This is a genomic window from uncultured Psychroserpens sp. (assembly GCF_947500255.1).
Taxonomy (GTDB): Bacteria; Bacteroidota; Bacteroidia; order Flavobacteriales; family Flavobacteriaceae; genus Psychroserpens.
Window position 1 is genome coordinate 63,016 of the sequence record NZ_CANMRL010000001.1, and the last position, 14,214, is coordinate 77,229.

Genomic DNA, 14,214 nt, shown 5'->3' on the forward strand with positions numbered 1-14,214 from the left:
AACTTTGTACCTCTTAGAAATTTGTTATAAGAGTACTAAGAAGAGCTACTTTATAAACCCATTCTGTTTGGCATGTTTAATGGCTTGGGCACTGCTTTCTACTAAAAGCACAGGTGTTTGTGTATAGTTCTCGAAAAGACCTTTGACACGTAACATTTTCTTTTTGTGTTTCACACTTCTCAAATAAATGGCTGCCACCTGACTTGGGTAAGTTTTAGCAATTTCAATATAGATATCTGCATCGTGTTCTCCACTATCTCCAATTAATATGAATTTTAATTTAGGGTAAGCTTTTAGAATATTAATGATCTCTATTTGCTTTTGCGGTTGATCACCAGACTTCTTTTTAAAAATATCTTTAAAACTTCTTAGTAAGATCGGACCTTTAGGAAAGGTATGTTGCTTTAGGAAAAAATCAAGATAGCGATATAAATTCCACGGACTATGACTTACATAAAAAATTGGATTAGCATCGTTACCAGAAGTACCTCTGTGTAGCTTATGATAAAAATCTGCAGCACCTTCTAAAGGAATTCGGCTTGCGGCATTTTTAAAGATACTATTGAGTAATACTTTCCATTTCAGTGTAGAGACTACGCCTGTGTGAATAATCGTATCGTCAATATCACTAATCACACCAAAATTTGCTTGATATGACGGAATTAATAATTTACCTGGAAAGCGATTTGAATTTTGTATACTACGTTTAATATTAGCATCATCATAGGCAACTTCAAAGTGAAGCCAGCCTTCTTCATTAGTTAAGGACTCTAAACCCTCAACATTCTCATCAATTTTGAAATAACCATGATCGTCTGTAACTGTTTTTAAAACGGTTTCATTTGGTAATGTTATTCTAAGTTCGGTGTGTTTAATTTCATCAGTTTCAAAACGTTTCCATGAATTGATAAATAAACCAAATAGTCCTTTTTGTTCCAGATTAATTGTTTCATCTTCTAAAGCACGACCACGCATATAAAAATGGGTATCTGTACCATAACTTTGAAACGTAATAATTTGTAAAGGGTCTTTTTTAAACACTAATCAAAACATTAGAGGTTCAAGATACTAAAATCATAAAAAACTAGGGTAGTTTTAATAGTTGTTATTAAGAATAGTTTTGATAAACAACTCAATATCAGACTTAATTACCAATAATTGATCCATAAGCATCCCATGTTCTGCTTTTAAGATCTTTGAAACGGTTTTCAATTGCTCGTTGCTACCTGTGCTTGAAGTAAGCTTAAAAAGTGCGAGATCATGCTCTAATTGCCCTTTTTTATGATCTAATGCATAGATCTTGTATATGAGGTCGTTAAATGTTTTTTTAAATACTAAAAATTGCTGTGATTGTTGTGGTAACTCTTGTTCTAGCGCTTCCAACAATCTTATAAAGTTCATATTAACACTAGAATGTGCACAACCCAATCTCAATTTTCTATGCTTTACATCACAAAGGCTAACACGATCAAAAAAGATGTCTTTATCGGTTTGTCTATAGATTGGCTTTTTATGGCTATCAAAGGCTACACGTTCATGATGCATGTTGCACTTAACAACTTGAAATGCTTGGATCTTTTCTAACAGGTTTGATATGTTTTCAACATGACTCATTTACAGTATAAAAATAAACGAATCGAAAGACATATAGCTAGGTAAAAACACCTGATTATTGAGCAATAAAAAAACCACGATAAACGTGGTTTTTTTTTATAATTATGTGGATTGAAATTATTCTTTAATAACCTCCATTTTTTTGATCACTTTTTTAGCATCTCCTTCAACAGTTTCAACTGATTTTTCAAACGCATCAAGTTTTGCTTCAACTTCAGCTTCAGTACCAGAGAATGTTTCCTCTTTTGTTACCTCTTCTCCGTTTTCAACTGTAGTGTATGTAATTGTAGCTTCAGCTAAATCATGCGAAACATCCATAGTTCTTTCCACTTCAATTTCAGCATTAGCCAATCCTTCTTCAGAAGTATGTCCACCTAAAATTGGTGCAATAACTAATCCTATTAAACATGTTAATTTGATTAAGATATTCATTGATGGTCCAGACGTATCTTTAAAAGGATCTCCAACTGTATCTCCAGTTACAGCCGCCTTGTGTGCATCTGAACCTTTATAAGTCATTTCACCATTAATCTCAACGCCAGCTTCAAAAGACTTTTTAGCATTATCCCAAGCACCTCCAGCATTATTTTGGAAGATTGCCCATAATACACCTGAAACAGTAACACCAGCCATATAACCACCTAGCATTTCGGCGATAGCTTGATGATCCATACCAAATAACATTGGAATAAACGCAATAGCTAAAGGAAATCCGATAGTCAATAAACCTGGTAACATCATTTCTTTTAAAGATGCCTGTGTAGAAATCGCCACACATTTATCGTATTCTGGTTTCCCAGTACCTTCCATAATTCCCGGAATATCTCTAAACTGACGACGTACTTCTTGTACCATTTCCATGGCAGCTTTTCCTACGGCATTCATTGCTAATGCAGAAAATACTACAGGAACCATACCTCCAACGAATAGCATCGCTAGAACAGGTGCTTTAAAGATATTAATGCCGTCAATACCAGTAAACGTTACATAAGCAGCAAATAAAGCTAATGACGTTAATGCTGCAGAAGCAATAGCGAATCCTTTTCCTGTTGCAGCAGTTGTATTACCAACTGAATCTAAAATATCTGTACGTTCTCTAACGATTGGTTCTTGTTCACTCATTTCGGCAATCCCACCTGCGTTGTCAGAAATTGGTCCGAAAGCATCAATCGCTAACTGCATAGCTGTTGTTGCCATCATTGCAGAAGCAGCTAAAGCCACACCATAAAATCCTGCAAATGCATATGAAGCCCAAATCGCTCCAGCAAATAATAATACTGAAGGGAATGTAGAAATCATACCTGTTGCTAAACCAGCGATAATGTTAGTTCCAGCTCCAGTACTTGACTGTTGTACAATTTTTAAGATTGGTTTTTTACCAAGACCTGTATAGAATTCGGTAACCGATGAAATCACAGCACCTACAAACAATCCAACTAAAGTTGCATAGAATACGCGCATGCTAGAAATCTCTTGTAAACCTTCTCCAAAGAATTCCATTTTCATTGTTTCAGGAAGCATGTAGTAGCACAATCCGAAACAAGACACAGCTACTAAGATAATAGACGTCCAGTTACCAACATTTAAAGCACCCATCACCTGAGCTTCTTTAGCATCGTTACTTTTAATTTTCACTAGCATCGTACCAATAATAGAAATAATGATTCCTGCTCCAGCAATAGCCATTGGTAATAAGATTGGTCCAATACCTCCAAAACCGTCAGTAATAGATCCACCCATATCCTTAATCACATAGTTACCCAATACCATTGCTGCTAATACTGTAGCAACATAAGATCCAAACAAATCGGCTCCCATACCAGCAACATCACCTACATTATCACCTACGTTATCTGCAATAGTTGCAGGGTTACGTGGATCATCTTCAGGAATACCTGCTTCAACTTTACCTACTAAATCAGCTCCTACATCGGCAGCCTTTGTATAAATACCTCCACCTACACGTGCAAATAAAGCGATAGATTCGGCTCCAAGAGAGAAACCAGCCAATGTTTCTAAAACGATGGTCATGTCTGTTGTATTCGTCCATTCACCTCCCATAAAAAAGTTAAAGAACACAATAAAGAAGGATGTTAAACCTAATACTGCTAAACCTGCAACACCAAGTCCCATTACAGTACCACCTCCAAAAGAGATTTTAAGTGCATTTGGTAAACTTGTACGAGCAGCTTGAGTAGTTCTTACGTTGGTTTTAGTTGCGATTTTCATTCCGATATTTCCTGCAAACGCAGAAAAGACAGCACCAAAAACAAAGGCGATTATAATCAACCAGTGTGTTGTTGGTACAACAAATGATACCACAGCCAATAAAGCTGCTACGATTATCACAAAAACGGCTAGTAATCTATATTCAGCATTTAAGAATGCAAGTGCTCCTTCGTAGATATGATCTGAAATTTCTTTCATTTTACCATCTCCAGCGTCTTGTTTCATAACCCAAGATTGTTTCACAATCATGTAAATTAATCCTAAAAGCGCCAAAGCTATTGGCATGTAAATCATCAGTGACTCCATATTATAATTTTGTTTTGATTTGTTAATTAGCTGGGCAAAAGTAGTGAAAACCATTAAAACTAAAAAACCCTTTGTGTTTATTACAAAGGGTTAACTACTCAAATCTAAAATATTAACTAAATGGTAAAGTCACCATTAGTTTTATGCTCACTATTTTCGTATCTATCAATACACTTATTTAAAATATCATAAGCTTCTTTAGCATTACCCCAGCCACCTACATCTACTTTCTTCTTTTCTAAGTCTTTATACACCTGGAAGAAATGTGTAATCTCTTTTTTTCTATGTGGATTTAAATCGGTGATATCCTCATAACTATTCCAGATAGGATCTGTAACTGGTACACAAATCAACTTTTCATCTGGACCTTTTTCATCTGCCATATGGAATACACCAATTGGTTTTACTTCCATCACACACATCGGAAATGTAGGCTCAGTTCCCATGACCAACACATCTAATGGATCACCATCTAGAGCTAGTGTTTCTGGGATAAACCCGTAATCACCTGGATACATCATTGATGAGAACAACATACGATCAAAACGTATTTTATTTAATTCAAAATCATATTCGTATTTGTTACGACTCCCTTTTGGGATCTCTATCAATACATCAAAGGTCAATTTTCCAGTTGCTGTCATTACTTATCACTATTTATTCCTACAGAAATAGGTGTCTTATTCTTTTTTTGGGGTGCAAAGATAGTCTAATGTTTGAGTTTAGCAATTAAAAAGTGAAGGAGATTTTGAAAATTTATAAGACGATATAAAACTTTTAACCAACTTAAGAAATTAATAGGATATGTCTTATATTGAAAAGGATTATATAAACATAAATATGTAGCGTTTTGAAAAAACTAATTAAAGGTATTAACTGGAAGTATGCATTTGGAGAATTACTATTGATTTTCTTGGGTATTACCATAGCTATTTGGTTTAACAATTGGAATGAAACCAAAAAGTCTAATAAAATAGAACTTAAATCAATTAAAGAAATTAAAAGTGCAATACATCAGGATATATTGGATATCAATGAAAACATATACGGATTTAGTATGCGAGTAAAATTGTATAATCAAGTTATTGAACATGTAGAAAAAGATTTACCAATGAATGATAGTTTGAATACAAAATTACCTTACTTATTAGGTGTAACTACTTTTTTATCAAATGAAGGTCCATATGAAACATTAAAATCAAGAGGGTTAGAAACCATTAGCAATGATAGTTTAAGATTACAGATTGCTCTTTACTATGATTTCGAATATGAAAAAATAAAGACAAATGAAAAACAACACTACGAGCACTACATTAATTACTTAAAGCCATTGATGATTAAGCACTTCGATTTATCTAACTATGCATTAAAACCTATTGACTATGACACATTGTTTGATGACTTCAAATTTAAACAAACAATTAATTGGGCTTTAAGGACTGATCAATACATGCTGGAACTCTATAAAAACTTGCTTAAAAATGGAGAAACGCTTATAAAAGAATTGGATGATGAAATCGCTCTAATTGATTAAAAACAACACTAAATGAATAATAAAAAACTAAGAACTGCTAATACAAATATTACACTAGCCTATATTATTTTATCCATAGGTGCTGTATTTATTATTTTTGCATTGCTCTCTGGAGGTATTTCTTTTGTTGGTATTATTGGTGTTTTTATTGGCTACAGGTTTTTAGTAAAATCTAAAGACTACAAAAAACAACTAGAAGAGGACATTTAAAAACTGTACTTCAACCACAATGTTTCTATATCTCAAATAATTATTGTTAATTGTAAGTCAACCAATTGACCAATCTATATGCTCAGACATATTAAAACCATTCTGTCGATTCTAAAAGAACGTGACAATCCGTTAAAAATTATTTGGGCTTATATCCTCTTACGAACAGGTTTAAATAAATATGTTCACATCAAACAACACGGTTACAAAATTCATCTGTCACAATCTAATTTAGCAATTACCTTATTCGGAAATAAAGATTACGGACAAGAAGATGAAGGATTTCTTAGGAAAACACTCAAACCCGGTAATACTTATGTTGATGTTGGCGCTAACATTGGCACATTAGTTCTTAGCGGAGCTATTTCTGTAGGAACCGAAGGTCATGTGATTGGTATTGAAGCCCATCCAAAAACCTTTGGGGTCCTAAAATCTAACATCAAACTTAATGGGTTTAAATCTATTGAACTTATCAATTCTGCAGTTGGAAATGAAAAAGGCAAATTACATTTTAGTGATGCCAAATCTGATGATTCTAATAAAGTCCTTTTAGATTCTAACCAAGGAGTTGAAGTGGATGTGAACCTATTAGATGAGTTACTCAAAGACACGAACTACATCGATGTTTTAAAAATTGATGTTGAAGGTTTTGAAAAACAAGTTTTTGAAGGCGCTACAGCAGTTTTAAACAAAACTAAACTCATATATTTTGAGTCTTTTGAGAACAACTATGCCACTTACAATTATAATACAGGTGATATTATTAACCTGTTGGCTAGTTCTGGTTTTCACATATTTAAAGTCATTAACAATACGCATCTACAACCATTAGATAATAACTACAGATCTTTAAAATGTGAAAATTTAGTTGCTACTAAAGAGCCAACATGTTTAGAAGATGAATATCATTTTGAAATTATTAAAAGTTAAAATCTATTCATAGCATCAAGGTTTTGGAAACAATGCTGTATCAAAATAAAAATACTGATGTGTGATTTTGTTGTTATCAACAATAAAAACTTCGCAACACGGAATTGTAGCTTGCACTGGATTTAAGACTTTCAATAGTGATCGATGTGTTAAACCGTTTTCACCTACTAGCATATCTTGGGTTTCTACTGCAAACTCCATTTCGAAAGCCTTAAGTTTTTCAAAATAGTCTTCTGGATTTTTAGTTGAAAACATTGGTCCAACATATTCATGATTGTTTGCCATGAATGATTTAGCCTTATCAAAATCGCCTGTATTGATAGCTTTGAAAAAGCCCTCAACAATGTCTAATGATTTATTCTCGTTGTTCATTTCTAATTAGATTTAATTGATTAAATTTGTTACTTGCAAAAAGCAAGTTAACACAAATGTAATAATTAACTTGCAAAAAACAAGTGATTAATGAAAATACTAGAAAAACGTTCAGAATGCCCTATTAGCCTATCGCTAGATTTATTTGGAGATAAATGGTCATTGCTAATCATTAGAGATCTCGTTTTTAAAGGCTACCATTTTTATAACGAATTTCTAGACTCTGGCGAAGGAATAGCTACTAATGTCTTATCAGATCGATTAAAAAAATTGGAGCATCATGGATTCATCACGAGTGAAAAATATCATCTTCAAAAAACGAAAAAATTATATCAGCTTACCGAAAAAGGAATTGAGCTAATACCTATAATAGTAGAAATGATGGCTTGGGGCTTTAAAAATGATGATACCATTTTTATCCCTGAAGAGAGCACCGCTATTGTTGATCGCATTCGCAATGATAAAGAATCGTTTATAAATGAAGTGACAACATCTGTACGAAATTTTGACAGTAAAAACTTTTGTTAATTTACTATCCTCTTATATCTTAAATTATATATATTTGCAATTGACTGATTGGTCAGTCAGTAATTATATATCTATGGATAAAAAACAACAACTTATAACAGTAGCCACACAACTATTTGTAGAGCGCGGTTTTGAAAATACTCCTGTTTCTTTAATCTGTGATACTGCTAAAGTGTCTAAAGGGTTGGTATTTCATCATTTTAAATCAAAAGACGGACTTCTACGTGCTATTTTTGAAGAAACGACCAAAAAAGTAGCAGACATATCCTCCATTGAGAACATTAGCAAAGATCCTTATCAACAATTACGGAATATTATTGACTCATTGTTCGATCAGTTAGAGATTGACAAAACATTGTTTCAGCTCAACCTACATTTAATTCTTCAACCTAAAACAAGACAACTTTTAAAAGATCTAATTGACCAAAGATCATCTTACATTCTTAACCACGTTAAACACATATATAGTGTAATCGACTCAAAAAATGCCACAATTAAAAGTTATATGTTCATTGCTGAATTAGACGGAATCGCATTAAACTATTTAACCATTTTTGAAGATTATCCCTTACAAGAAATAAAACAACAACTCTTAGCTAAATACACCAAATAATGAATTTTATAAAAACCAACGATCCCACTTTAATAACTCCATTAAGACAAAAGCTTTATCAAACGTTTACAACAGCCTTAGACAGTATGTGGGAGTCCCTATATATAGCGTCATCAACAACTTATCTCATTGTAAAAAATAACAGCACCATTGGTTACTGTTGTATTGACAGCGATAAAAGTCTCACACAAATATACCTCAGCAAACCACACCTAGGTTTGATGCAAAATGCTATTACGCTTTTAATAGAAACCCACCTTATTACTTCTGCCAAACTAAGTTCAATTGAACCTGTTAGCTTTAATACATGTATGCTATATTCAACAGCTATAGCAAACAATACATTTTGTTTTCAATTTGATAGTAACCAAAAAAAAATAAAAGTACATACGGAATTAATTCAAGCAACTAGTAAGGACGTAGACACCATAAAATCATTTTATAAGACTCAAGTTGGTTTCGAAGACACGTTTGGTTACACCGAAAATTTGGTGCAACGAAATGAATTATACATTTTAAAAGATCAAACAAATTTTATCGGAACAGGAGAATGTCGCTTAAGTGATTCTCAACCCCAATTTGCTGACGTTGGTGTTGCTGTTCATAACGATTTTAGAGGGAAAGGGTATGCAACACGAATTCTAAATACACTTGCTCATATGGCATTAAGCAAACATCGAAAACCTATTTGTTCAACAACAATTGATAATATAGCTTCAAAAAAAGCTATAGAAAAAGCAGGATTCCATTATGATCATAGTATTATAGATATTAGTTTTGTATAAATGAATCTTAATGCCCAAAATGAAAGAACAGATTAAAACATATTTTAATAGATATGTAGAATTTGATGATGCCGAAATTGATGCGATCTATGAAAAACTTGAAGAAAAAACCTTTAAAAAGAAAACCTTTCTTTTAGAGGAGAACACCATCTGTAGACACAACTATTTTATCTTAAAAGGTGTTGTTCGTTTGTTTTACATCGATGCTAAAGGTCATGAAAAGATTACTCAGTTTGCCATAGACAATTGGTGGATTACCCATATGGAAAGCTTCATTAACCAAATACCTTCATCTCAATATTTACAGGCCGTAGAAGACACTACTGTATTATGTTTATCTAAACACAATTTGGAATTACTCTACAAGGAACATCCAAAATTGGAGCGTATGTTCAGACTTGTTACCGAAAACATGCTCATTGCAAACCTTAGAAAAAGTGACATCTATTTACAAATGAAAAGTAAAGAACGCTATACATTTTTTGTTGAAAAATTACCAGATTTCGCACAACGTGTTCCTCAGTACATGATTGCTTCGTATCTTGAAATCACACCCGAATATTTAAGTGAATTACGACGACAACGCAACTAAAAGTCATTCTTAAGATATCTTAATTTTTACCTGACAAGTAACTCATAATTTTACACCATAATCAAAAAACGAATAGTATGGCACGAATTACTTATCAGGATATTCCAAATGGAATGTTCGAACACTTAAGAACAATTGAAGATTTTATAACTGGCTCTTCTTTAAACCAACAATTAATTGAAATTATACGTCTGAGAACTTCTCAAAAAAATGGTTGCGCTTATTGCGTCGATATGCATCACAAAGAATTAAAACATTTAGGTGAAACCGATTTGCGCTTATCATCTCTATGTGTATGGGAAGACACGCCGTATTTTACTGAAGAAGAACGAGCAGTTCTTTATTTTACAGACGCGCTTACCAAATTAAATCGTAAACCTATTCCTGATACGATTTACAATGAACTACTAAGTTTTTATACTAAAGAAGAGATTTGTTATATCACTTTAGCTATTTCCCAAAGTAATACATGGAACCGATTAATGAAAACATTTGAGTTTACACCTGGAAATTACAAAGCAGACGAATAAAAATTATGCAAACAAGAAATAAAACAATTAAAACCTTTTTGAGATTTGCGCTTTCTATTGGGTTTTTATCAGCTGTTGCCGATCGTTTTGGTTTTTGGAAAGCAGAACTTTCTGCTTGGGGAAGCTGGACCAATTTCTTAGAGTATACACAACTTATAAATCCGTGGATTCCAGATGTCCTTATAGCTTCAATTGGTAGTATTGCAACTATTGCCGAAATAGCATTTGCAATATGCCTTCTACTAGGATTCAAAACCGAACTAGTTGCAAAATTAAGCGGTATCCTTTTATTGATTTTTGCTGTTTCAATGACACTATCAACAGGTGTAAAAGGCGCTCTAGACTATTCAGTATTTACTGCTTCTGCAGCAGCTTTTGCTTTGAGTTTATTTAAAGAAAAGCACTTGGAGCTCGATACGTTATTTATAAAAAAAGAAAACTAAACAATTTGGGTTTTTATAACTAATAATATGCATATAAACTTAGTCTAATACTCATTATTTAGTTTCTATTTACTACATTAGATATGCAATCAAGCCATTAATAAAGTTTCAGGAAAATTAATGGCTTAAAGTTATCGTCTTATGAAAGCTTCCACTTTATATCTATTATTGGGTTTAACCTTAGTTGGCTGTAACACCAAAAATGAACAGTCTCTTGAAACAGTACCAGAATCTACCAGCAAAAGTATTATAGACTTATCTCACAGTTATTCTGATAAAACCGTCTATTGGGTAACTGCCAAAGAGTTTAAATTAGATACGGTATTTAAAGGGCAAACTGAAAAAGGTTATTATTATGCCGCCAATAATTTTAGTACCGCAGAGCATGGTGGCACACATATAGATGCACCCATTCATTTCGCAAAAAATGCTCAAACTGTAGACGAAATTCCTCTAGAAAAACTAATTGGTAATGCCATAAAAATTGATGTCACATTAAAGAGTAGCAATAATCCCGACTACCTTGTTAGCATAGAAGATTTTACAAACTGGGAAAAAGATCATGGACATACAATTCCAGACAAGAGCATTGTTTTAATTGAAACTGGCTTTTCAAAATACTATCCAGATAAAGTAAAATATCTAGGTACAGATGAACGCGGAGACCATGCCGTAAAGCTTTTACATTTTCCTGGTCTTTCTCCTGAAGCCGCAACATGGTTAGTAGAGAACAGAAATATCAATGCCATAGGTATTGACACGCCTAGTATTGATTATGGTCAATCTGAATATTTCCAGAGCCATGTCATCCTATTAAAGCAAAATATTCCAGCATTTGAGAACCTTACCAATTTGGATAAATTGCCATCAAATGAATTTGAAATTATTGCCTTACCAATGAAAATAGAAGGTGGCAGTGGTGCACCTTTAAGAATAGTAGCGCTTGTAAGTGAAGAGAAAAGCTAAGATTTAGACTAGATTTCTTTTAAAAACTAAACCCAAAGCTTCCAGTCACACCAAAGGATCTTGCATCAGGATTAGAGAGGTAATTCCCTCTAAAATTAAAATCAATCCTTAGAATTTTGAAGATGTTACCAACACCAAAACTGTATTCATAATAAATATCTTCGCTTGGTGCAATTAAAGGTGTTTCTACAGGATTTCCTGTAGTATTCAATGCTATATTCTTATCAGACAAATCTCCCCAAACTCCTCTAAGACCAACAATAGCTCTTAGGTTATATTTCTTTAGAAATGGGATTCGAGAAAATATACGTCCGTTAAAATTATGCTCTAAATGCACCGAAGTATATGTATCTGTAACGAATTCATAAAAATCTAACTGCGGAAATGTATTATAGATTGAAAAATACGACTGATTTCCAGGAACTACACTCAATAAGCCCAATGGAACTTCTCCGAAAGTTTTACCAGCTTCAACCGTTGTAGTTAATCTTCCAAAACCGCCAACTTGCCAAGGCTGGATGTAAGACAACTGAACTTTTGTATAGTCAAAATCACTATTGAACCAACTTTTATCACCTCTAGTGATTTGCGCAAATAAGGTAGCAAAACCATCATTGGCATTTCGACGTTCAACACCATATCCTGTCATTTTACGTTTAGGAAAGTACGATAACGATAAGGCTGTTTCAAATTGTTTTACTTCAGATGAGATTCCTGTTGGAGACTCTGGATCATTGTAATCTAAACTAAACGTTGGTGATGCAGACTCTAGTGTTCTATAAGTACCACTTGTTCGTATTACAAAGTTCTTGCTTGGTTCAATCTCCAAGGCCAATGTGGTCAAATTAACATTGGTCAACTTATCATTTACACTCGTTCCAACAACCGCTGAGGACGCCAAACTACGTCCTAAAACATCTGTTGACGATGTTAAATTAGCACCAATTTGCTCCACATCACGTCTATTTCCACCCGAAATGATTAATCGGTTTTTCTTATCGATAAGCCATTTCCCTGAAATACCATATTTAAATTTGTCATCTCTAAATCCGTAGGCTAAAAATCCTTCTACTCTCCAAAGATCATTAGGTCCAAAGTAAGTTCGCCCTCCACCTCGAATACGCATACCTTCTACTTCATTAAATCCGAATACTGAAAATACTGGTCCTATATCTAGATTAAGACTCGGCACTTCAATATATCCAGAAGCCAGAATACTCCCAAGGTTATAAAGACGTTTAAATTTCTTTACTGTTTTGAGCGTATCTAACATCTTATAAACACCTTTTTCATCTTTATTTAAAGATTCCATTCGGTTTTTTTCCCAAAATTCATCATCTCGATTATAGGCATCCTCGTTATAATTGTATACCTCTTCATCATAAAATTTTTCAGGTAGCACCTCATCAAAAACATAGTTATCATATAAGGTGGTTCGTTTTCCGTAGACACCACGAGATTTTTCCTTTTTACTCAAGGCGAAATCTGATAACATATAATCGCGTTTTATTAAAAAGAGTGTATCGTTCAGTACTTCAAATTCCTGTTCGATGTAAATCTCTTTAACCCAGTTAATGTTAGCACTTTTAGAGGCTTGTAAATTAATATCCTTGATGGCATAAGTCGAATCGTTGACCCAAAAATCACCTTTAAAGGTCAATTCATTTTTACGTCTTGGATAATAGATAATATTGTAACACCATTTGTTATCAATAAAGGCGCTATCGGATAATACGTAGTTATAAGTTTGAATTCCAGTACGCGACAACGGACTCACAAAACTTTTATCAAAAAACTTGAGATAGTTGTCATAGATATTGAAATCGGCATAGAGATCATCTACAAAATCAATAATCACTTGATTGTTACTAAACCCAGAATTTTTATTCCCTTTTAGCTCTTCTTTTTCTTTGTCAAGAAGATTATCACCATACACTTTACTCACAGCTTCATTGATAAACATAGGCAAATAGGTTTTACCAGTAACACTAGATGTATCCACCTTATCAAAAACAAACTCCATACCTCTAAACAAACGACTTTTAATTAAAGCGCTGTCTATAGTATTGATATCAAATTCAACTTTTTCGTATTTGTCGTATTGGTATTGCTTGAATTGGCGTAACCCATTTTGACGTTTGCGTTCCCATATTTTTTTTAAAATCCTAATGGCGGGATTTTCAGAAGCTTTCTTAGATTGTTTACCTGTAACAATAACGACTTCATTGAGTGCTGCCGCTTCTTCTTTTAAAACGAATTTTAAATCGTAATTAACTTTTTGTTCTAGAGTAAACTCTTTGAGTTCATAACCTAAAAAAGATACAATAACAGTTTGCCATGTGTTTTCAGATTCTAAATAAAAACGACCATCTTCATTGGTAATGGTACCTTCAGTAGATCCTTTGAATAATACGTTAGCGAAGGCTATAGGTTCATTGTTCTCATCGTACACATAACCGCTCACTTTAGTTTGAGCAAATGCCATGGATATTCCGAAGAATAAAAATAAAATAAGGAGCTTTTGTTTCATTTATATCAATATTTGCAATACACTAGATTTAA

16 protein-coding genes are annotated in these 14,214 nt (G+C 33.3%); 10 read left to right on the forward strand and 6 right to left on the reverse strand.

Annotation, left to right across the window (positions count from 1 at the left end; genetic code table 11):
• Nucleotides 1-45: 45 nt before the first annotated feature.
• The 4 genes from Q0783_RS00290 to Q0783_RS00305 form a co-directional block, all read right to left on the reverse strand.
• Nucleotides 46-1,041 (reverse strand): phosphatase domain-containing protein, encoded by a 996-nt coding sequence (locus Q0783_RS00290; RefSeq protein WP_298892353.1) that lies wholly within the window; start codon nt 1,039-1,041, stop codon nt 46-48.
• Nucleotides 1,042-1,095: 54 nt separating this feature from the next.
• Nucleotides 1,096-1,614, reverse strand: a complete 519-nt coding sequence (locus tag Q0783_RS00295) for a hypothetical protein (protein WP_298892355.1) — start codon at nt 1,612-1,614, stop codon at nt 1,096-1,098.
• Nucleotides 1,615-1,731: 117 nt separating this feature from the next.
• Nucleotides 1,732-4,149 (reverse strand): sodium-translocating pyrophosphatase, encoded by a 2,418-nt coding sequence (locus Q0783_RS00300; protein WP_298892358.1) that lies wholly within the window; start codon nt 4,147-4,149, stop codon nt 1,732-1,734.
• A gap of 116 nt (nt 4,150-4,265) precedes the next feature.
• Nucleotides 4,266-4,793, reverse strand: a complete 528-nt coding sequence (locus Q0783_RS00305; protein ID WP_298892359.1) for an inorganic diphosphatase — start codon at nt 4,791-4,793, stop codon at nt 4,266-4,268.
• Nucleotides 4,794-4,999: 206 nt separating this feature from the next.
• Between Q0783_RS00305 and Q0783_RS00310 the strand changes: the two genes are divergently transcribed.
• The 3 genes from Q0783_RS00310 (at nt 5,000) to Q0783_RS00320 (ending at nt 6,823) form a co-directional block, all read left to right on the forward strand.
• The gene (locus tag Q0783_RS00310) at nt 5,000-5,683 is read left to right on the forward strand and encodes a DUF6090 family protein (RefSeq protein ID WP_298892361.1); all 684 of its coding nucleotides are present in this window, start codon (nt 5,000-5,002) and stop codon (nt 5,681-5,683) included.
• A gap of 12 nt (nt 5,684-5,695) precedes the next feature.
• On the forward strand, nt 5,696-5,893 hold the full coding sequence (locus tag Q0783_RS00315; protein ID WP_298892363.1) for a hypothetical protein: 198 nt from the start codon (nt 5,696-5,698) through the stop codon (nt 5,891-5,893).
• A 78-nt stretch (nt 5,894-5,971) separates the two neighbouring features.
• Nucleotides 5,972-6,823 (forward strand): FkbM family methyltransferase, encoded by an 852-nt coding sequence (locus tag Q0783_RS00320; protein ID WP_298892364.1) that lies wholly within the window; start codon nt 5,972-5,974, stop codon nt 6,821-6,823.
• Nucleotides 6,824-6,838: 15 nt separating this feature from the next.
• Here Q0783_RS00320 and Q0783_RS00325 read toward each other — a convergent pair whose 3' ends face one another.
• A complete protein-coding gene (locus Q0783_RS00325; RefSeq protein WP_298892365.1) occupies nt 6,839-7,195 on the reverse strand; it encodes a nuclear transport factor 2 family protein in 357 nt (118 codons plus the stop codon).
• 90 nt (nt 7,196-7,285) lie between these two features.
• Between Q0783_RS00325 and Q0783_RS00330 the strand changes: the two genes are divergently transcribed.
• The 7 genes from Q0783_RS00330 to Q0783_RS00360 all read left to right on the forward strand — a co-directional run bounded on the left by Q0783_RS00330 (nt 7,286) and on the right by Q0783_RS00360 (nt 11,652).
• Nucleotides 7,286-7,723 (forward strand): helix-turn-helix domain-containing protein, encoded by a 438-nt coding sequence (locus Q0783_RS00330; protein ID WP_298892366.1) that lies wholly within the window; start codon nt 7,286-7,288, stop codon nt 7,721-7,723.
• Between the two features lie 73 nt (nt 7,724-7,796).
• Nucleotides 7,797-8,336 carry a TetR/AcrR family transcriptional regulator gene (locus Q0783_RS00335; protein WP_298892367.1) on the forward strand — a complete coding sequence of 180 codons (540 nt, stop codon included), beginning with the start codon at nt 7,797-7,799 and terminating at the stop codon, nt 8,334-8,336.
• Entirely contained in the window at nt 8,336-9,121 is a 786-nt protein-coding gene (locus tag Q0783_RS00340) for a GNAT family N-acetyltransferase (RefSeq protein ID WP_298892368.1), read from the forward strand. Before Q0783_RS00335 ends, Q0783_RS00340 begins: the two co-directional genes overlap by 1 nt.
• A gap of 10 nt (nt 9,122-9,131) precedes the next feature.
• Nucleotides 9,132-9,713 (forward strand): Crp/Fnr family transcriptional regulator, encoded by a 582-nt coding sequence (locus Q0783_RS00345; protein ID WP_298892369.1) that lies wholly within the window; start codon nt 9,132-9,134, stop codon nt 9,711-9,713.
• 77 nt (nt 9,714-9,790) lie between these two features.
• Complete coding sequence (locus Q0783_RS00350; protein WP_298755007.1) at nt 9,791-10,243, forward strand: carboxymuconolactone decarboxylase family protein; 453 nt, start codon at nt 9,791-9,793, stop codon at nt 10,241-10,243.
• Between the two features lie 5 nt (nt 10,244-10,248).
• Nucleotides 10,249-10,686, forward strand: a complete 438-nt coding sequence (locus tag Q0783_RS00355) for a DoxX family protein (RefSeq protein WP_298892370.1) — start codon at nt 10,249-10,251, stop codon at nt 10,684-10,686.
• 141 nt (nt 10,687-10,827) lie between these two features.
• Nucleotides 10,828-11,652 carry a cyclase family protein gene (locus Q0783_RS00360; protein ID WP_298892372.1) on the forward strand — a complete coding sequence of 275 codons (825 nt, stop codon included), beginning with the start codon at nt 10,828-10,830 and terminating at the stop codon, nt 11,650-11,652.
• A gap of 19 nt (nt 11,653-11,671) precedes the next feature.
• On the opposite strand, the gene Q0783_RS00365 is transcribed toward Q0783_RS00360, so the two are convergent.
• Complete coding sequence (locus tag Q0783_RS00365) at nt 11,672-14,182, reverse strand: DUF5686 and carboxypeptidase-like regulatory domain-containing protein (protein ID WP_298892373.1); 2,511 nt, start codon at nt 14,180-14,182, stop codon at nt 11,672-11,674.
• Nucleotides 14,183-14,214 lie beyond the last annotated feature (32 nt).

Excerpts from the sequence above, each read along its gene's own strand:
- Q0783_RS00305 (WP_298892359.1), bottom strand. The coding sequence starts at position 4,793 with ATGACAGCAACTGGAAAATTGACCTTTGATGTATTGATAGAGATCCCA.
- Q0783_RS00345 (WP_298892369.1), top strand. The coding sequence starts at position 9,132 with ATGCCCAAAATGAAAGAACAGATTAAAACATATTTTAATAGATATGTA.
- Q0783_RS00335 (WP_298892367.1), top strand. The coding sequence starts at position 7,797 with ATGGATAAAAAACAACAACTTATAACAGTAGCCACACAACTATTTGTA.
- Q0783_RS00355 (WP_298892370.1), top strand. The coding sequence starts at position 10,249 with ATGCAAACAAGAAATAAAACAATTAAAACCTTTTTGAGATTTGCGCTT.
- Q0783_RS00320 (WP_298892364.1), top strand. The coding sequence starts at position 5,972 with ATGCTCAGACATATTAAAACCATTCTGTCGATTCTAAAAGAACGTGAC.
- Q0783_RS00360 (WP_298892372.1), top strand. The coding sequence starts at position 10,828 with ATGAAAGCTTCCACTTTATATCTATTATTGGGTTTAACCTTAGTTGGC.
- Q0783_RS00350 (WP_298755007.1), top strand. The coding sequence starts at position 9,791 with ATGGCACGAATTACTTATCAGGATATTCCAAATGGAATGTTCGAACAC.
- Q0783_RS00295 (WP_298892355.1), bottom strand. The coding sequence starts at position 1,614 with ATGAGTCATGTTGAAAACATATCAAACCTGTTAGAAAAGATCCAAGCA.
- Q0783_RS00330 (WP_298892366.1), top strand. The coding sequence starts at position 7,286 with ATGAAAATACTAGAAAAACGTTCAGAATGCCCTATTAGCCTATCGCTA.
- Q0783_RS00340 (WP_298892368.1), top strand. The coding sequence starts at position 8,336 with ATGAATTTTATAAAAACCAACGATCCCACTTTAATAACTCCATTAAGA.
- Q0783_RS00300 (WP_298892358.1), bottom strand. The coding sequence starts at position 4,149 with ATGGAGTCACTGATGATTTACATGCCAATAGCTTTGGCGCTTTTAGGA.
- Q0783_RS00365 (WP_298892373.1), bottom strand. The coding sequence starts at position 14,182 with ATGAAACAAAAGCTCCTTATTTTATTTTTATTCTTCGGAATATCCATG.
- Q0783_RS00325 (WP_298892365.1), bottom strand. The coding sequence starts at position 7,195 with ATGAACAACGAGAATAAATCATTAGACATTGTTGAGGGCTTTTTCAAA.
- Q0783_RS00315 (WP_298892363.1), top strand. The coding sequence starts at position 5,696 with ATGAATAATAAAAAACTAAGAACTGCTAATACAAATATTACACTAGCC.